The following is a 17,816-nucleotide window of genomic DNA, read 5'->3' as shown; positions in this document are numbered from 1 at the left end:
AACGAAAACCCGGGAGGGTGTGGATGCGCAAGCATTGGAGACCGGCGATCACCGGCGCGGTACTGGCTCTGGGACTGGCTTTGCTGCAGACGCCGTCGGCGTCGGCGGCTTCGGCCGACGGTTCCTGGTCGGTGACGCCGGTGGACGGCGGCTACCGGATCACTCTGACGCTCGACAAGCGGCTCCCGGCGCGGGACGCGTCGCCGGAACTCGCGGTCGACGGCCGGTCCCTCGGTGAGGCGCAGGAGTCCCGGGACGGCCGGACGCTCACCCTGGTGACGACCGATCCCGCCGCGGCGAACCCGTCGTCGGTGCGGGTGGCGTGGCAGGGCGTGGTGCCCGGCACGAGCACCCGCAGTGCCGCCACCGCGACCGACGTGCCCGCCGGGACGCCGATCACGTCCGCGCCCGAGGCAACGGGACGCTACGGAGTCACCCGCGCCGACTACGACTTCGGTGACACCGCGCTCCAGCTGTCCGGGTTGACCGGCGTGCCGGTCGAGGAGCGGGCCGCGGTGTGGGTGCCGGTCGGAGCGTCCGGCAAGCGGCCGGTGGTGGTGTTCCTGCACGGCCGAGCGGACGCCTGCTACGACCCGGACTCCGGCGCGTTCGACAACGCGAACTGGCCCTGCGTCAACGGCCTCGAGCCGGTGCCCAGCTACCTCGGCTACGCCCGGCCGGCGGAAACCCTCGCCAGCCAGGGTTACGTGGTGGTGTCGATCAGCGCGAACGCGATCGGCGCCTTCGACCAGAGCACGGCGTCGCCCGACCGCGGTGGCCTGGCCCGCGGCCAGTTGGTGATGGCACACCTCGACCTGCTCGCCAAGGCCGACGCAGGCACCGCGGCCGGGATGAGCACCGTGCTCAAGGGCAAGCTCGATCTCGGCAACGTCGGCCTGATGGGCCACTCCCGCGGCGGCGACGGCGTGGTCCGCGCCGCACTGCTCAACGCCGCCCGCCCCACCCCGTACGGGATCAGGGGCGTGCTCCCGATCGCCCCGATCGACCGGACCCGCCCCGCACTGACCGACGTGCCGATGGCCGTGCTGCTGCCCTACTGCGACGGCGACGTCTCGAACCAGGAAGGCCAGCACTTCTTCGAGGACTCGCGGTACACGAGCGGCACGGACTCCGCGCTGAAGTCGTCGTTGCTCGTGATGGGCGCGAACCACAACTACTTCAACGACGTGTGGTCAAAGCTGTACGGCGACGACTGGGACCTCTACGTCGACCCGGCCGACCCGGCCTGCGGCAGCACCGCGGCGGGCAACACCCGGCTCACCGTGGACGAGCAGCGGGCGGCAGGCGTCGCCTACACCGCCGCCTTCTTCCGCATGACTCTCGGCAGAGAAAGCGCTTTCCTGCCGATGTTCCAGTCCGGCTCCGGCAGCGCGGTCCAGGTCGGCGCGGCGACGGTGCTGCAGGCGACGCAGTCGCCCGCCGCGCAACGGCTCGACGTCGCTCCGCTGCAGGCGCCGGCCGCCAACGTCGCGTTCTCCGGCAAGGTGCTCGGCCAGTACTGCGCGAGCATCGCCGGCGCCTCCCCGCAGAGCGGCCTGCCCTCGTGCAGCAACTCCACCGCCACCAGCCGCTTCCCGTCGTTCACCCCGGTGACGCACACCGCGAACGTGCCGGCCACTCCGATGCTGCACCTGACCTGGGCCGGCGGTGGCCAGATGACGGCCGCCCTGCCGTCGGGCCGGTACGACGTCAGCGGCTACGGCGCGCTGACCCTTCGGGCGGCGCCGGACGCGGGCAACACCGCCGCGGATCTGCGGCTCACCGTCGTGGACGGCGCCGGCCGGACGCAGTCCACCACCGTCTCCGCCCTGAGCGGCGCGCTCTCGCCGCTGCCTGCCGGCAACCAGGACCTGCTGCCGAAGACGTGGCTGCGCACCGTCCGCTGGCCGGTCGCCGCGATGACCGGGGTGGACACGACCGACATCCGGCAGATCCGGATCACGACGGCGACCGCCACCGGCGGGATGCTCCTGTCCGACCTCGCGTTCACCACGCCGTCCGTCGGCACGGGTGCGCCGACCAAGCTGCCGCAACTGTCCGTCAGCGACACGACGGCCGACGAGGACGCCGGCAACGCGACGGTCGCCGTGCGGCTGTCCAAGGCGAGCAGGCTGCCGGTGACCGTGCACCTGCAGGCCATGGCCGGTCCGGGTACCCAGATCACCGCCGCGGCGCAGCAGGTCACGATTCCCGCCGGGCAGACCACCGCCACGGTGACCATCCCGATCAAGGACAACTCGACGGTGGACGCCAGTGCCGACACCCGGTACGAAGTCGTGCTCGGCTACCCCACCAACGCAGTGACCGGCAAGAACACCGCCTACGCCACCATCCACGACGACGAAGCATGATCCCGGCGGCGGGGGTTTCCCTCACGCGAGGGGAACCCCCGGCACCGCCAGGCGAACACTCCCTAGTCCTGGTAGAGCCGTGCCATGTCACGGGCGATCTGCGCGATGCGCTCGCGAAGTTCCCGTGGTGCGACGATTTCCGCGTCGGCGCCGAGTTTGAGGAGTTGCGGCAGGGTGTGCTCGGCGGATTCGGCGGGAACGGTGACCTCGATCCACCCGTCCGGGCCGGGCTCGGTCGCGGTCCGGCGTGCGGCGTCGACGATCGCCGGTTCCAGGAGGTCCGGCAGGCGGGCGACAGCATGGGGAGACAGCCGGAGAGTCGCGGTGCCGTGGTAGCGGCGGGCGTCGAATTGCTTCAGGTAGTCCCGCCAGTGAGCGGCGAGGTCGAAACCCGGTTCGCGGTCGAAGGTCGCGGGCTGAACCTCGGCGTGGAGGATGCGCGAGACCCGGTAGGTCCGCAGCCTGCCATCGGTGCGGGCGACGAGGTACCAGTGGCCCGCCTTGAGCACCAAGCCGTACGGTTGCACGGTTCTGGCCACTTCGTGCGGCGCGGCCCAGCGTTCGTAGCGCATGCGCACCTCGCGCTGGTTCCACACCGCCTCCGCGACGAGCGTCAGGTGCGGAGTGTGGTCACCGTCCTGGTACCAGGACGGCGCGTCGAGGTGGAACCGTTCGGAAATCCGCCCGGCGCGGTCGCGCAGCCCGGCCGGGAGCGCGGCGGTGAGTTTGAGCTGGGCGGCGGTCAGCACCGCGCCGAGCCCGAGGTCGGCGGCGACGCCGGGCATCCCGGTCAGGCACAGCGACTCCGCCTCGCCCGCGGTCAGCCCGGTCAACCGGGTGCGGTAGCCGTCGAGCAGTTCGTATCCGCCGTCGTGGCCGGGCTCGGCGTAGAAGGGGATGCCGGCGTTGCTGAGCGATTCCATGTCGCGGTACACCGTGCGCGTCGACACCTCGAGCGCCTCCGCCAGCTCCTTCGCTGTCATCCGTCCCCGGTTCTGCAGCAGCAGGACGGTGGAAACCAGCCGGCTCGCGCGCATGTGATGCAGGCTACTGAACTCCACTGACAGTGGGTGTCAGTGGAGCGCGCCTACCTTCCTCGCCGAGATCGAGTGAGAGGACGGCGGATGATCCCTGAGCAGGAGACTTTCGACGGCACCTGGCCCTTCCGGGCCTGCTACACCGAGGCGGCCGGGTTCCGCCAGCACTTCGTCGACGAGGGTCCCCGGACGGGACCGGCCATCGTGCTGCTGCACGGCGAACCGACCTGGGGCTACCTGTGGCGGCACCTGATCGACCCGCTGTCGCGGACCCACCGCGTCGTGGTGCCCGACCACATGGGTTTCGGCAAGAGCGCCACCCCCGCCGACCGCGGCTACCTCGCCGGCGAGCACGTCGCCAACCTGGAGGCGCTGCTGGTGGGTGAGCTGGACCTGGACCGGATCACGCTGGTGCTGCACGACTGGGGCGGCCCCATCGGCACCGGGTTCGCGTTGCGCCACCCCGAGCGGATCGAGCGGATCGTGGCCACGAACACGGTCCTGCCGCTCGGGCTGCCCGGTTACGACGAGCTGATGGCGGGCAACCTCGCCGACAGCGCGTGGTTCCAGTGGGCGGGCGCCGCGCAGGCCGAGGGCAGGCTCGAGGAGGTGCTCGGCAACGCCGGGCACACCGTCACCCACCTGATGCTCGCGCTGCAGACGATCACCCGTCCGGAGAACGTGACGCCGACGTGGATCCGGGCCTACTCCGGCCACTTCACCAGCCGCGCCGAATGCCGCGGGGTGATCCGGTTCCCGCAGCAGCTCGTCGCCCCCGCCCCGGACGACCCGGCGCCCACCCCGGACCCGAGCGCGGTCGCCACCCTGCGGGCCAAGCCCGCGATGCTGGTCGAAGGAATGCGCGACACCGCGCTGCTGCCCCGGTACGTCGTCCCGGCCTTCCGCGCCGCCTACCCACAGGCCCCGGTCATCGAACTCGCCGACGTGGGCCACTTCCCGCCCGAAGACGCACCGGAAGCGCTCCTCGCCTTGATCGAGTTGTTCCTCGCCACAACCTGACGGCGTCAGGGTCATGCCGACCAGGTGGGCGGGCGGTGCGTCCCGGGCCGTACTGGAGGGACGGTCTGTTCGAGGACTGCACCACCCTCCCCCTGCCTCCGTCGTACACTGCGCCGTTCGGGATGGTCCGAAGGAGGACGCCACCAATGAGATTCGGTGCCCCGAGCAGCTCCTACGGCTACCCGGGCCATCCGACGGGCACGGACATGCCCGGACTGATGAGGGCGGCGCGGGTACTCCTGTTCGTCATGGGTGGCCTGCAGCTCACCGTCGGCGTGCTCGTCGCCGGCCTCTTAGGCGGCATCGTCGCCAACGACGGCGGGGGCATCGCCGATGCCGTCGCCGTCGTCGGTGTGCTGCTGGGCCTGGGTGCGCTGTCGATCATCCTGGGAACGAAGTTCGCCACCGGCGGTGGCGGTGTCCGGGTCACCACGATCGTGTACGCATCGCTGATGATCGTCGCCTGCGTGGGCGGCCTGGGCCTGGCGGACGGCTTCGGCCTCATCTTCACGGGCGGGCCGGTCATCGGGCTCGCCTGTAGCGGCATCATCCTGGCGTTGATGGCCACCGCACAGGCCGGCGCCTGGTTCAACCGCCCGCGTTAGGTACTTCGCAGCACGGCACCCACACACGCGCGCGGGTCCCGCCGTGGCGTGCCTACACCAACCCCATGCGAGACACCGAAAAGAAAATCGCCCGACCTGCTACCGTGAGCAGATCGGGCGATCTTGACGACTGTGGAGCTAAGGGGACTCGAACCCCTGACCCCCACACTGCCAGTGTGGTGCGCTACCAGCTGCGCCATAGCCCCGGAGCGAAGTTGTACTCCGCATCTCGTCTGCGACTACTTTACATGACACCGGGATGGCCGTTTCGCGGGGGGTCGGTCGTGCGGGACCGGCCCCCCGCGTCGGTTCATCCGGCCTGGTTGACCAAGTTCGTCAGCCAGCCGTCCTGCGTCCAGTTGATGACCTGGCCGTTGTGCAGGACCGTGGGGGTGCCCTGGAAGTTCGGGTCCTTCGAGACCTCGGCCAGCGCAGCGTTGAGCTGCTGGTCGTAGGTGCCGCCGTTCACGCACGTCGCGAACTCGGGCGCGGTGATGCCCAGGTCCTGCCCCAGTTTGATCAGCTGGGCCTTGTCGTAGCCACGCTTGCCCTCCTCCGGCTGGGAGGCGAACAGGCTGTCGTGGAAGGGCGTGAACTTGCCCTGGTCCGCCGCGCACAGGGAGGCGTTCGCCGAGTCCAGCGAGTAGCCCGCCGGGTCCGACTGGTTGTTCAGCAGCGGGATCATGTGGTACGTGACCTGCACGTTCCCGGCCTGGATCTGCTCCTCGATCTGCGTCCCGTACTTCTGCTGGAGCTGCGCGCAGTAGGGGCACAGGAAGTCGGCCCAGATGTCCAGCTTGACCTTGGCGTCGGCCTTGCCGGAGACGACCGTGGCGCCCTGGCGCTCGTCCGCGGTGTCCAGCGCGGCCGCCGCCGTCTGGGGCGTGATGGTCGTGCCCTCGGTCTCGTTCTTCGACGCGTTCGTCCAGATCACCCCGCCGATGACCACCGCGGCCAGCACCACCACCGCGACCACCGACACGATCGTCTTCCGGCTGGGGCCGCCACCACCGCGGGCCTGGGTCACCGCCCTGGCCGCCGCGGACTGCTGCTGGCGGCGCTTGCGCGCGGACCGTTCCGCTCCACCCACGTTCTTCAGATCCTCTCTTCTTCCAGCTCGGCCTGCGGCGCGCCGCCGCGGAGCCAGCCGTCCAGCGCGAACCGGCTCGCCGGGCGCACGACCAGCCAGCAGGCCAGGACCAGGAAGCCCACGTCACGGGCGATTTCCTGGGGGTACCGGGTCTGCCCCGCCGCCACCTCGCCACCGCCGCCGAAACAACCGCAGTCGATGGTCAGGCCCCGCGCCCACGACTGGGCCACCCCGGCGATGAACACCACCAGCAGCACGGCCGAAGCGACGGCCACCCAGCGCGTGGCGAGCCCGAGCAGCAGGAAGGCGCCGAGGGCCAGCTCCAGCAGCGGCAACGCGGTCGCCACCGGGTGCAGCAGCGCGTCGGGCAGGACGTCGTAGGCCTTGACAGCCAGGTACGTCTGCCCGGAGTCGCTGATCTTGGCGATCCCGGAGACCAGCCACACCGCGGACAGGCCGAGGCGCACGAGGGTGCCGACGGCGTCGAGCACGGAGGGGGACGGGCGGAACACGGACCCAGGCTAGCGGCCTGCCCTGAGAAACCTGTGAGTTCCGGGGCCAGCACGCGAATGCCATACGTCCGGGTGACGCGGGACTCAGCCACCGCCCACCGTCTACGGTTGCTCACGCCATGAACCTGCCCGATCTCCCCGTCCGCGCGGTCCTCGGCGAACTCGCCGACGCCCTGTCCGGTCACGGCACCGCGGTGCTGGTCGCACCGCCCGGGACCGGCAAGACGACGCTCGTCCCGCTGGACCTGATGACCCGGACGGCCGGCCGCGTCGTGGTTGCGGAGCCGCGCCGCCTCGCCGCGCGTGCGGCGGCCGCCCGGATGGCCGCGCTGCTCGGCGAACCGGTGGGCGAGACCGTCGGCTACTCCGTGCGCGGCGACCGGAAGGTGTCGAAGCGCACGCGCGTCGAGGTGGTCACCTCCGGCCTGCTGGTCCGGCGCGTGCAGAACGACCCGGAACTGCCCGGCGTCGCGACCGTGCTGCTCGACGAGTGCCACGAGCGGCACCTGGACGCCGATCTGCTGCTCGCCCTCCTACTGGACGTGCGTGCCGGGCTGCGGGACGACCTGCGCCTGCTCGCGACGTCGGCCACCGTCGCGTCCGGGCGGCTCGCGGACCTGCTCGGCGGGGCGCCGGTGGTCACCGCGCAGGCGCGCACCTACCCGGTCGAGACGACCTACGTCCCACCCGCCCGCGGCGAACGGATCGAGGCGTGCGTCGCCCGGGCGGTGCGCAGGGCACTCGCCGAAGGCGACGGCGACGTCTTGGCGTTCCTGCCCGGCGTGGGCGACATCGCGCGGGTCAGCGGGTTGCTCGACCTCCCGGGCGTGGACGTGCTGCCCCTGCACGGCCGGCTCGCCCCGAGCAGGCAGGACGCGGCGCTGCGCCCAGGAGACCGCCGCCGCGTGGTGCTGGCGACCGCCGTGGCCGAGTCGAGCCTGACCGTGCCGGGTGTGCGGGCGGTCGTCGACTCCGGGCAGGCCAGGGTGCCCCGGGTGGACCACCGCCGCGGCCTGCCCGGCCTGGCGACCGTCCGGGTGTCGGCGGCCGTGGCCGAGCAGCGGGCGGGCCGGGCCGGCCGGGAGGCGCCCGGCCGGGCGTACCGCTGCTGGCCGCAGCACGAGCAGGCCGGCCTGCCCGCCTACCCCGAACCCGAGATCCGCACCGCCGAACTGGCCCGGCTCGCGCTGGAGCTGGCCTGCTGGTCGACACCCGACGGCGCGGGCCTGTCCTGGTGGGATCCGCCACCGGACGGCCCACTCGCCGCCGGCCAGGACCTGCTCCGCACGCTCGGCGCGCTGGACGGCGACACGGTCACCGAACGCGGCCGGCGCATGGCCGAGCTGGGCCTGCACCCGCGCCTCGCCCGCGCGCTGCTCGACGGGGCCGCCCAGGTCGGCGCCCGTTGCGCAGCGGAGGTGGTGGCGCTGATGGACGCCGGCGGCACGCTCACCGACGTCGAGGCCGAGCTGCGCCGCCTGCGCGACGACCGCGGATCACGCTGGCACGCCGAGGTGCGGCGCCTGGAGCCGCTGGTGCCCGGTGGCCCGGAAGCTCCAGACCCGGCGCTGGTGGTCGCGCTCGCCCACCCGGAACGGCTGGCCCGGCGGCGGGGGCCGGATTCGCCGGTCTACCTGATGGCGGGTGGCACCGCCGCGGAACTGCCCACGGGCGGCGGCCTCGGTGACGCGGAATGGCTCGCCGTGGCCGAGGCGACGCGTGATCCCGGCCGCGCGCACGGGGTGATCCGCCTCGCGGCCCGTGCGGACGAAGAGCTCGCGGTGCGGGCTGCCCCGAACCTGGTGACCGAACACGACGACGTGTCCTGGAACGGCGACGTGGTGGCGCGGCGGGTCCGGCGGCTGGGCGCGATCGTCCTGCGTGACCGGCCGCTGCGGGACCCGGACCCCGCTCTCGTGCGCGAGGCCCTGCTGACCGGCCTCCGCGAGGGGAACGTCCTGACGTGGTCGACCGAGGCCGAGCGCCTGCGGGCGCGGATCGCCTTCCTGCACGACGTCCTCGGCGACCCGTGGCCCGCCGTGGACGACGCCGCACTGTTGTCCAGAGTGGACGAGTGGCTGGAGCCGGAGCTGTCCCGCGCTCGCCGTCGCGCCGACCTCGCGCGGATCGACACCGCCTCGGCGTTGCGACGTCTGCTGCCCTGGCGGGAGGCCGGCCGGCTGGACGAACTGGCGCCGGACCGGATCGAGGTGCCCTCCGGGTCGCGGTTGCGGCTCGACTACGCGTCCGGGCGGCCGGTGCTCGCGGTGAAGCTGCAGCTCGCGTTCGGGTGGCGGGAAACCCCGAAGGTCGCCGGTGGGCGCGTGCCGGTCGTGCTGCACCTGCTCTCCCCCGCCGGCCGCCCCGCGGCGGTCACCGGCGATCTCGAGTCGTTCTGGGCGAACGGGTATCCGGCTGTGCGGGCGGAACTGCGCGGGCGCTACCCCAAACACGCCTGGCCTGCGGACCCTCAGGCGCCGTAGAACCGCTCCGGCCGGGCAGGCAGATCGCGCTCGAGCTCCTCGTTCTCCTCCTCGTGCAGGCCGAGCACCACCGCTTGCCGGATCTGCTCCCGGTTCTCCCGCACGACGTGGGCGAAGAACGCTTCCGTCCGCGGGTCGATCAGCACCTCGAGCATGACCCGCATCGTCGTGTCCACAAGGGACCGGAGGATCTCGTCGTGGAACGGGAGCTTGGACAGTCTGCCCGCCTGCGGGTCGTCTTTGATCTTCTCGGTGATGATGGCGCGCAACGTCTCCCGGTTCTCGCCCAGTGACCTGGCCAGGTTTTCCGGGTAGTTGCCGGTCTCGATGACCTTGACGACCTCGTCGAGCACCGCGATGGTGATCGGTTTCTTGATGGCCAGCACGATCGGCCGGGACATGCGCTCGACCAGGCGCTGGGTGAACAGTTCGCCGAACGCGCGGTCGGCCGTGCGCGCCAGCCGCACGATCACGATCACGATCCGCAGCAGCCGGAAACTGCGCAGCGCGGGGTGCGCGATCGGGATCATGCCGAGGATCTCGTACCAGTTGCGCAGCGGAAAGCGCTTGTCCCACCCGGCGCGTGACCACCGCCAGAGGAACTCGATCAGGAACACCCCGCAGATCGAGGTGTCGATGACGAAGATGCGGTGCGCCGTTTCGGGCGAGTGCGGGAAGAACGTGACGTAGACGACCAGGCCGACGGAGACGACGGCCAGCGCCAGCATCGCCACGTCGAGCGGGCTCACCCTGCGCCGGGAAATCATGGGGCGCATTCTGCCCTGCCGAAAGTGCAGGTGCGTGGATGCCCTTCGGCCGATGCGCCCCGGCGTGTCCGGTTCCTACCGTCGAGCCCATGATCACGGTACGCGCGCTGACGAAGCGCTTCGGCGGGAAAACCGCCGTCGACCAGCTCACCTTCGCGGTGCGGCCGGGCAAGGTGACCGGGTTCCTCGGTCCGAACGGCGCAGGCAAGTCGACCACGATGCGCATGGTGCTGGGGCTGGACCGCCCGACCTCCGGCGAGGCACTGGTGGACGGCAAGCGGTACGGGGACCTGCGGTGGCCACTGCGCACGGTGGGCGCGCTGCTGGACGCCAAAGCACTCCACCCGGGCCGCTCGGCGGCCAAGCACCTGCTGGCCATGGCCCGCAGCAACGACATCCCGGACCGCCGCGTCGAGGAGGTGCTGGCCACCGTCGGGTTGTCGGACGTCGCAGGGAAGCGGGCCGGCCAGTTCTCGCTCGGCATGGGGCAGCGGCTCGGCATCGCCGGGGCACTGCTCGGCGACCCGGGAGTGCTGTTGTTCGACGAGCCGGTGAACGGTCTCGACCCGGACGGGGTGCGCTGGGTGCGGCAGCTGATGCGCTCGCTCGCCGCGGAGGGCCGGACGATCCTGGTCTCCAGCCACCTGATGAGCGAGATGCAGCTGACCGCCGACCACCTCCTCGTCATCGGCAAGGGACGCCTGCTGGCCGACGCGCCGCTGGGTGAGCTGCTCGCCGGCGGTTCGGTGGTGCGCGCCCGCTGTGCGGAACCGGCCGACGGTGCACGGCTGGCCGCCCAGCTGCCCGGCGCGCGGGTCGAGGGCGACTCGGTGCTCGTGACCGGCGTGACGGTGGAGTCGATCGGCAACCTGGCCTTCGAGCTGGGCGTCCGGCTGCACGGGTTGAGCGAGGAGCGGGCGTCGCTGGAGCAGGCGTACATGGAACTGACCGCGGACGCGGTCGAGTACGGCGCGGACTCCGCGCGGAAGGCTGGTGTGCGATGACGACGACCGCGGCGATCCGCTCGGAGTGGGTCAAGTTCTGGTCCGTGCGCTCGACCTTCTGGGGTCTGGCCGGTGCGGTGGTGCTGATGCTGGTGTTCGTGCTGCCGTCGGCCACTTCCGTGGCCTACAACCGCAGCACGCAGGAGTCGGCGCCGGATCTGGTGGCGGGCGGGAGTTTCTACCTCGCCGAGTTCGCGGTGATCGCGCTGGCGAGCCTGTTCATCGCAGGCGAGTACGCGACGGGCAGCATCCGCGGGACATTGCAGTGGGTGCCGGTCCGGAGCCGGTTCCTCGCCGCGAAGGGCGCGGTGCTGGCTCCGGTGTTGTTCGTGCTCGGCGTGGTGGTCGCGGCGGTGGCGATCGCGGTGGCGACGCCGTTGATGGACGGTTTCGGGCGTGCCGCGTCGACCGGCGAGATCATCCAGGCGTGCGTGGCGAACGGGGCTTTCTTCGCGCTCACCGGTTTGCTCAGCCTCGGGATCGGGACGGCGCTGCGCAGCGTGGCGGGCAGCGTCACGGTGGCGTTCCTGGTGATGCTGATGACCGCGATGGTGGCCGGTTCGCTCGGGCTCGGGGTCGTGAACTACATGCCCGGTGTCGCGGGCGCTGCGGCGCTCGTGCCGTCCGGGCAGCCGAACCCGGTCTCCGGGCTGGTCCCGCCGTACCCGTCGTGGGCCGGTCTGCTGATCCTCGCCGCGTGGGCTGCCGCCGCGCTCGTCGTGGGGCACGAGGTGCTGCGGCGCCGGGATGCCTGAGCTCATGTCACCAGCCCCGCTTCGTAGGCGATGATCGCCGCCTGGACCCGGTTGCGGACGTCGAGCCTGCCGAGGATCGTGCTGACGTAGGCCTTCACGGTGCCCTCGACCACGAACAGCCGCTCGGCGATGCCCGCATTGGACAGTCCCGCGCCGACGAGCGCGAGCACCTCGCGCTCGCGTGCGGTCAGGACGGTGATGCGGTCCCGGGCCACCGCGGCCCGGGACATGCGGTCGCCGGACAGCTGGGCGATCACCCGCTGCGCGACCTTCGGAGACAGGAAGGCCGCACCGTCGGCGACGGCGCGGACTCCGGCGATCAGCTCGCGGGGGTCGCCGGACTTCAGCAGGAACCCGCTGGCGCCGCCGGCGAGGGCGCGCTCGATGTAGGCGTCCTCGCCGAAGGTGGTCAGCATGATGACGCCGGTGCCGGGCAGCAGGCCGCGGATCTCCTCGGCCGCGGCGAGGCCGTCGAGGCGAGGCATGCGGATGTCGACGAGCGCGACGTCCGGCCGGGTGCGCCGGGCCTGCTCGACGGCCTCGCGGCCGTCCCCCGCCTCGGCGACGACCTCGATGTCGTCGTCCGCGGACAGGATGGCGGCGACGCCGGCCCTGATCATGGCCTCGTCGTCGGCCAGCAGCACACGGATCACGTCGGAACCTCTCCTCGGTCACTGTCGTCGGTCAGGAGTTCTTTGCTCACGAGCCGGTCGCCCGCGAAGCAGAGCCGGTAGGCGTCCAGGCGGAGCTGGGTGATGCTGCGGCCGGTGCCGTAGTACTCACACGTCAGGCCGGGCGGCTCGGGCGCGCGGACGTGCGGGCCGCGTTGCCGTTGCGGCAGGACGGCAGCGATCTCGGCGCGGACCTGGCCGGGGCGCAGCTGCTCGTAGTCGGCGGGGTCCAGCACGGAGGTCTGCCACTCGTACAGGTAGACCGTGCCCACCACACCGAGCAGCCCCGCCATGATCGAGGGCGGCACGATCAACGCGGCGAGCAGCCGTCGGCGCACCTCACGCCGGGCCTGGACGTGCCGGCGGGCGGACTCGGACTGCACGGGCTGGACGGGCGCGGGAGCGGCGGCGTGCGGGAGCCTGGCCACCACGTCGAAGCCGCCGTCGAGCGGCCCGGCCCGGAGGGTGCCGCCGAGCAACCGGACGCGCTCCCGCAACCCTTCGAGCCCCTGGCGCCCGGACACGGTGCCCGGCAACGGCCCGGCGGGCGGCGGCCCGTTGCACACCCGGACGACGGTCTCCTGGTGGCCGCGGGAGATGGTGACGGCGACCCGGGCGCCGGGGGCGTGCTTGGTCACGTTGGTGAGCGCCTCCTGGACCACGCGGTAGGCGGCGCGTTCGACCATCGGCGGTTCCGAGGTTGGTCCGTCCGAAGAGGACGGCTCGCTGGGAGCCGGTGATGGGTTGTCGGTGTCCGGTGCGAGTGGTGGAGGAGCATCCGCACCCGAGGCATCCGGCATCGGGTCGGCGAACGGAACAGAACCGTTTCCGGAGCCGGCCTGGCCCGGGGCGGCCGGAGGAACAGAACCGGTGCCCGGAGTCGGGTCGGCGATCGAAGCGACATCGGCGTGCGGAGGGGCAACCGCCCGGGCTGGGGCGCCGGTCTGCGATGGGGTGGCAGCATCAGCCGGCCGTGGAGCGACAGCCTGCGGTGGGGTGACCGCTCGCGGCGAGGTGGCATCAATCGGCCGTAGAGCGACAGCCTGCGATGGGGTGACTTCGGCCGACGGTTGATCGACAGCCCGCCGCGAGGTGGCTTCAGCCGACCCTGGATCGACAGCCCGCCGCGAAGCGGCATCAGCCGACCCCGGAGCCACAGCCCGCCGCGACGCGGCATCAGCCGATGGTGGAGCCACAGCCCGCGGCAAGGTGGCATCAATCGGCCGTGGACCGGCAGTCTGCGGTCGCGCCACAGCCTGCGGTAGGGCGGCGGCCTGCGCTGGGGCTTCCGTGTTTTTCCCTGCAACCCCAGCAACCGCCGGCTCTTCCGAAAACTCGATGTCCACTCCGGACGCTCGTGCGCGCTCGACCAGCGCAGGGACGCCTCCATGGACCGGGTCGACCGGTGGGGCGTCTTCGCGCAGCAGGCCGATTATCTCGCGCAGCCGCTCGGTGGCCGCGGCGGCGCTTTCGCGCAGTGCCTTGGCTTCCGCGCTTCCCGACATCTCCAGCGCCGCCGCGCGCAGGGCGATCAGGCTCAGTTCGTGGCCCAGCGAGTCGTGCATGTCGCTGGCGATGCGGGCCCGCTCGCGCAGCCGGGCCTCCTCCGCGACGATCCGTTGCCGCAGCTCCAGTTCCTCCGCGCGCTGCCACCCGGACCGCACCAGGTCGTCCCGTGTGCGCATGTACCGGCCGAGCTGCCAGGGCAACACCGCGGCGAACAGCATCACCCCGATCACCGCGCCCCAGTCGGCCATGGCGTGCCTGCCGATGGCCAGCGACAGCGGGACGCCGATGCCCCCGATCGTCAGGAACGTCGCCAGCGCGGGGCGCACCGATTCCATCCGCCGCCCGGCGAGGCAGGCGAACGGCACCATGAGCAGCACCGGCCACACCGGAACCCGCCCGCCGAAGCTGAACATCATGGCGAGACTCGACGCCACCGCGGCGGTCAGCGACAGCCATGGGCTGCGCCGGGTGGCGGCGACCGCGACCACGATCGCCACCAACCCGCCGATCAGCTCCCACGGCTGGGCGTTGTGCCTGCTCTCGTACAGCAGCAAGGCGACGACCGGCGCCCCGGCCAGTACTTCCGCTGTTCTTCCCCAGAATCTCCCCACGAGAGGGAACGGTACCGACCAAGGTGGAGGGACGGTATCTGTCTAAAGACAGGTTTTTGTCGTCACACGGATGAATTCGAGGACCTGCGGCCACGAGATCGCGAACGCCTCCGCGTTGACCGGCTCCCCGTGCCGCGTCTTGTTGGCGAAGCCGTGCTCGGCGGCCGGGTACACGTGTATCAGGCTCGGACCGGTTTCCCGCGCCTGCAACGCCGACTGCAGCTCGTCGAAGCGCGACCGCGGGACCAGTTCGTCGGCCGTCGGGTACATCGTCATCACCGGCGCCTTGATCAGCCCGGCGTGCGCGATCGCGTCCATCGTGTGGTTCGGCGGCGTCTCCCCCGGCACCGTCGGGTGGTAGGCCACCACGTTCGCCACGCGGTGATCCCGGCCACCCAGGATCAACGCGAACCGCCCGCCGAGACACCACCCGATGACGCCCGCCTTGGCGCAGCCCAGCTCGCCGAGGAGGTGGTCCAGCAGCTGCGTCTGCTCGTCCAGCGCGACCGCGTCGTCGAGTTCGGGCATCTTCGCCAGCAGGTCCGGCATCGACGTGTCGTCGCTGCTCGGGCCGTGGAACGGGTCCCACACCAGCGCCGTGACGCCGATCGCGGCGATCGCGTCGGCCCACTCGCGCAACTGCTCGCCGATGCCGGTGACCATCGGCAGCAGCAGCATCCCGGACTCGCTGCCGCCCGCGGGCCGCGCGAGGTAGGCGTTCAGGCCGTTGACGGTGAGCCGTGACGTTTCGATGTCCTGTGTCATGCCGCGACATTAGGCATGATGATCGGCATGGCCGAACGCACCCTGGCCGAGCAGCTCGGCGCCGAACCGCCCGCGGGCGTCGCCGCGCTGGACCCGGCCCACCAGCAGGACCTAGCCGACGCCGTGCGCTCCGCCCGACGCCGTCAGGCGGCGGCGCTGGCCAAGGCGGGCAACGACGCGCTGAAGTTCGTGCCCGCCCTGCTGCGGCCCGCCGTTCGGAAGGCCGTCGGCCTGTGACGCCCCAGGAAGCAGAGATCCGCAAGCTCGCCCGCGTGCTCGGAGTAAGCGCGGAACGCCTCGGCTACCTCGCCGACGTGCCCGTCGAGGACCTCCGTGAGCTGCGGGAACGCGCCACCACGGTGTTGTTCGACGCGAACCTGGGCGTGCTGGAGCGGATGGCAGGCGCGAGCAAGCTGCTGCCCATCCCGGTGCTGGCGAAGATGGCCGAGCGGGTGTTCGGGCCGTTGCTCGCCGCGCGCATCGCGGGCCTGGTCGAAGCCTCTCGCGGGGCGGAGATCGCCGGGCGGCTGTCCCCGGCGTTCCTCGCCGACGTGGCCGCCGAGCTGGACCCGCGGCGGGCGCGCGGGATCATCGCGAAGCTGCCGGCGGGGGTGGTCGTCGCGGTCGCGCGCGAGCTGAGCAGGCGGCGGGACTGGATCACCATCGCGCGGTTCGTCGACCACCTGCCGGACGCGACGATCGTGACCAGCCTGGAGTTCATCCCGGACGCCGCGCTGCCCGAGGTCGCCGCGCTGCTCGACGACCCGGCGAGGATCGCCAAGGTGCGCGACCTGCTGCCGCCGGAGCGGCTGGCCGCGCTGCCGGAACACCTGCGCTGACCGTTCCCATTCGTCCAAGCCGGCGGCCCGCCGCGGGCGCCACCATGGACGGCATGATCCAGCGAATAGTGCCTTACCTGACCACCACGGACCCCGCTGGAGTGCGGGACTTCTACGTCGGCGTCCTCGGCCTCGAAGTGGCCATGGCGGACCCGGTGCTCAACCTGCGCTCGCCCGGCAACCCGGCGGCGCAGATCATCGTCCAGCGGCCCGGGTCACCCGAACCGCGGTTCGGCGTAGACGTGGGATCTCCGGACGCCGTCGACGCGGCCCACGCCGAAGCCGTCGCCCGGGGCCTGCGCGTCGTCTACCCGCTCACGGACGAGGCGTGGGGCGTGCGGCGCTTCTTCGTGGCCGATCCGAGCGGCTCAGTGGTGAACGTGCTCGCTCACGCCGCGACGATGAGGTAGATGCCGTAGAGCACGACGGCCGCGCACGCGGCGAAGCACACGCCCGCCGTCACCGCGCCCGCCGTGCCGCTCTCCCCCGTCTCCCTGGCGTCGGCGCGGGCGGCGACACCGCGGACGCCGACCGCGAACAGCCCGGTCACCACGGCCACCGCCGCCAGCGCCGTCACGAACACGCTGCCGAGGGCAGCCCAGTCGATGTGCACGGAATGCCTCCTCAGACGGCCACGGGAACGGCTTGCTCGGGCTCGGCCACGGACTGCGGCGTCACCGGGTTGCGCCGCGACCAGAGCCAGATGCCCAGCGCCGCGGCGACCAGCACCAGGCCGACGACCACCGTGCCGACGGTGCCCAGGGTCGCGACCTTCGCCGCGACCGCGCCGACCGCGGCCGCGGCGGGCAGGGTCAGCAGCCACGCCAGCGCCATCCGGCCCGCGACGCTCCAGCGCACCTCGGCCAGCCGTCGTCCGACGCCGGACCCGATGATGCCGCCCGAGCAGACGTGGGTGGTGGACAGCGCGAACCCGAGGTGCGAGGACGCCAGGATGGTGGCGGCCGCGCTGGTCTCGGCGGCGAACCCCTGCGGTGTCTGCACGTCGGTGATCTTGCGGCCCATCGTGTGGATGATCCGCCAGCCGCCCATGTAGGTGCCCAGCGCGATCGCCAGCCCGGCGCTGAGCACGACCCACAACGGCGGCCCGGACCCGGCGGCCAGCGCGCCGGAGGAGATCAGGGTGAGCGTGATGACACCCATCGTCTTCTGCGCGTCGTTCGTGCCGTGCGCGAGCGAGACCAGCGACGCCGACAGCACCTGCGCGCGCTTGAACGACTTGCCCACCACGTCCTGCCGCACCTTCGCGGTGATCCGGTAGACGAGGTAGGTGCCGACGACCGCGACCAGCCCGGCCACCAGCGGCGAGGCCACCGCGGGGATCAGGACCTTCTGCACGACCTGGGCGAAGTGCACCGCGTCGGCCCCGGAAGCGACCCAGGTGGCGCCGATCAGGCCGCCGAACAGGGCGTGCGAGGAGCTGGACGGCAGGCCGACCAGCCAGGTCACGAGGTTCCACAGGATCGCGCCGACGAGTCCGGCGAAGACGACCACGGGGGTGACCTTCGTGTCGTCGACGATCCCACCGGAGATGGTCTTGGCCACCTCGACGGAGAGGAACGCGCCGATCAGGTTGAGGATGGCGGAGATCGTGACCGCGACCTTGGGTTTCAAGGCGCCGGTCGCGATGGAGGTGGCCATGGCGTTGGCGGTGTCGTGGAAACCGTTGGTGAAGTCGAAGGCCAGTGCGGCGACGATGACCACCAGGACGATCAGCGAGAGGTCCACACCTCCCACGGTACCTTTCGGGTGACGGGC

The 17,816-nt window shown here is 72.0% G+C and carries 18 protein-coding genes and 1 tRNA gene; 9 read left to right on the top strand and 10 right to left on the bottom strand.

From position 1 onward, the window contains the following. Positions 1-23 precede the first annotated feature (23 nt). Entirely contained in the window at positions 24-2,372 is a 2,349-nt protein-coding gene (locus ABZ215_RS12685) for a hypothetical protein (RefSeq protein WP_354949565.1), read from the top strand. 62 nt (positions 2,373-2,434) lie between these two features. Here the strand turns inward: ABZ215_RS12685 and ABZ215_RS12680 are convergent, their stop codons facing one another. After that, positions 2,435-3,409: a YafY family protein gene (locus ABZ215_RS12680; RefSeq protein ID WP_354949564.1), complete on the bottom strand. Its 975-nt coding sequence runs from the start codon at positions 3,407-3,409 to the stop codon at positions 2,435-2,437. An 87-nt stretch (positions 3,410-3,496) separates the two neighbouring features. Between ABZ215_RS12680 and ABZ215_RS12675 the strand changes: the two genes are divergently transcribed. Together ABZ215_RS12675 and ABZ215_RS12670 are read left to right on the top strand one after the other, a co-directional pair. After that, positions 3,497-4,429 carry an alpha/beta fold hydrolase gene (locus ABZ215_RS12675; protein WP_354949563.1) on the top strand — a complete coding sequence of 311 codons (933 nt, stop codon included), beginning with the start codon at positions 3,497-3,499 and terminating at the stop codon, positions 4,427-4,429. A gap of 206 nt (positions 4,430-4,635) precedes the next feature. Next, positions 4,636-5,034, top strand: coding sequence for a hypothetical protein (locus ABZ215_RS12670; RefSeq protein ID WP_354949562.1), 399 nt, complete (start codon positions 4,636-4,638; stop codon positions 5,032-5,034). Between the two features lie 133 nt (positions 5,035-5,167). Here the strand turns inward: ABZ215_RS12670 and ABZ215_RS12665 are convergent. The 3 genes from ABZ215_RS12665 to ABZ215_RS12655 all read right to left on the bottom strand — a co-directional run bounded on the left by ABZ215_RS12665 (position 5,168) and on the right by ABZ215_RS12655 (position 6,636). Beyond that, positions 5,168-5,240, bottom strand: a tRNA-Ala gene (locus ABZ215_RS12665). Between the two features lie 104 nt (positions 5,241-5,344). After that, positions 5,345-6,124: a thioredoxin domain-containing protein gene (locus ABZ215_RS12660; RefSeq protein WP_020417630.1), complete on the bottom strand. Its 780-nt coding sequence runs from the start codon at positions 6,122-6,124 to the stop codon at positions 5,345-5,347. A gap of 5 nt (positions 6,125-6,129) precedes the next feature. Beyond that, positions 6,130-6,636: a MauE/DoxX family redox-associated membrane protein gene (locus ABZ215_RS12655; RefSeq protein ID WP_354949561.1), complete on the bottom strand. Its 507-nt coding sequence runs from the start codon at positions 6,634-6,636 to the stop codon at positions 6,130-6,132. A 119-nt stretch (positions 6,637-6,755) separates the two neighbouring features. Between ABZ215_RS12655 and hrpB the strand changes: the two genes are divergently transcribed. After that, positions 6,756-9,119: an ATP-dependent helicase HrpB gene (gene hrpB / locus ABZ215_RS12650; protein WP_354949560.1), complete on the top strand. Its 2,364-nt coding sequence runs from the start codon at positions 6,756-6,758 to the stop codon at positions 9,117-9,119. Here hrpB and ABZ215_RS12645 read toward each other — a convergent pair. Beyond that, positions 9,107-9,886 (bottom strand): hypothetical protein, encoded by a 780-nt coding sequence (locus ABZ215_RS12645; protein WP_027935805.1) that lies wholly within the window; start codon positions 9,884-9,886, stop codon positions 9,107-9,109. The genes hrpB and ABZ215_RS12645 overlap by 13 nt on opposite strands. 89 nt (positions 9,887-9,975) lie before the next feature. Between ABZ215_RS12645 and ABZ215_RS12640 the strand changes: the two genes are divergently transcribed. Then, positions 9,976-10,890, top strand: coding sequence for an ABC transporter ATP-binding protein (locus ABZ215_RS12640; RefSeq protein ID WP_354949559.1), 915 nt, complete (start codon positions 9,976-9,978; stop codon positions 10,888-10,890). Continuing rightward, positions 10,887-11,645 carry an ABC transporter permease gene (locus ABZ215_RS12635; protein ID WP_354949558.1) on the top strand — a complete coding sequence of 253 codons (759 nt, stop codon included), beginning with the start codon at positions 10,887-10,889 and terminating at the stop codon, positions 11,643-11,645. Before ABZ215_RS12640 ends, ABZ215_RS12635 begins: the two co-directional genes overlap by 4 nt. A 2-nt stretch (positions 11,646-11,647) precedes the next feature. Here ABZ215_RS12635 and ABZ215_RS12630 read toward each other — a convergent pair whose 3' ends face one another. The 3 genes from ABZ215_RS12630 to ABZ215_RS12620 are packed head-to-tail and all read right to left on the bottom strand — an operon-like array spanning position 11,648 to position 15,201. Then, entirely contained in the window at positions 11,648-12,298 is a 651-nt protein-coding gene (locus tag ABZ215_RS12630; RefSeq protein WP_354949557.1) for a response regulator transcription factor, read from the bottom strand. After that, complete coding sequence (locus ABZ215_RS12625; RefSeq protein WP_354949556.1) at positions 12,295-14,436, bottom strand: histidine kinase; 2,142 nt, start codon at positions 14,434-14,436, stop codon at positions 12,295-12,297. Before ABZ215_RS12625 ends, ABZ215_RS12630 begins: the two co-directional genes overlap by 4 nt. A 42-nt stretch (positions 14,437-14,478) precedes the next feature. Beyond that, positions 14,479-15,201, bottom strand: coding sequence for a dienelactone hydrolase family protein (locus ABZ215_RS12620; protein WP_354949555.1), 723 nt, complete (start codon positions 15,199-15,201; stop codon positions 14,479-14,481). A 27-nt stretch (positions 15,202-15,228) separates the two neighbouring features. Between ABZ215_RS12620 and ABZ215_RS12615 the strand changes: the two genes are divergently transcribed. The 3 genes from ABZ215_RS12615 to ABZ215_RS12605 are packed head-to-tail and all read left to right on the top strand — an operon-like array spanning position 15,229 to position 16,450. Beyond that, complete coding sequence (locus tag ABZ215_RS12615) at positions 15,229-15,438, top strand: hypothetical protein (protein ID WP_027935804.1); 210 nt, start codon at positions 15,229-15,231, stop codon at positions 15,436-15,438. A gap of 35 nt (positions 15,439-15,473) precedes the next feature. Next, a complete protein-coding gene (locus ABZ215_RS12610) occupies positions 15,474-16,040 on the top strand; it encodes a hypothetical protein (protein ID WP_354949554.1) in 567 nt (188 codons plus the stop codon). A 53-nt stretch (positions 16,041-16,093) separates the two neighbouring features. Further along, a complete protein-coding gene (locus ABZ215_RS12605; protein ID WP_354949553.1) occupies positions 16,094-16,450 on the top strand; it encodes a VOC family protein in 357 nt (118 codons plus the stop codon). Here ABZ215_RS12605 and ABZ215_RS12600 read toward each other — a convergent pair. Further along, a complete protein-coding gene (locus ABZ215_RS12600) occupies positions 16,429-16,653 on the bottom strand; it encodes a hypothetical protein (RefSeq protein ID WP_020417617.1) in 225 nt (74 codons plus the stop codon). The two genes, ABZ215_RS12605 and ABZ215_RS12600, sit on opposite strands and share 22 nt — an antisense overlap. 11 nt (positions 16,654-16,664) lie before the next feature. After that, on the bottom strand, positions 16,665-17,786 hold the full coding sequence (locus tag ABZ215_RS12595) for an inorganic phosphate transporter (protein ID WP_020417616.1): 1,122 nt from the start codon (positions 17,784-17,786) through the stop codon (positions 16,665-16,667). Between the last annotated feature and the right edge of the window lie 30 nt (positions 17,787-17,816).

The organism is Amycolatopsis sp. NPDC006131 (assembly GCF_040614175.1).
Lineage (GTDB): Bacteria > Actinomycetota > Actinomycetes > Mycobacteriales > Pseudonocardiaceae > Amycolatopsis_E > Amycolatopsis_E tucumanensis.
This window is presented reverse-complemented; position numbering and strand designations above follow the sequence as displayed.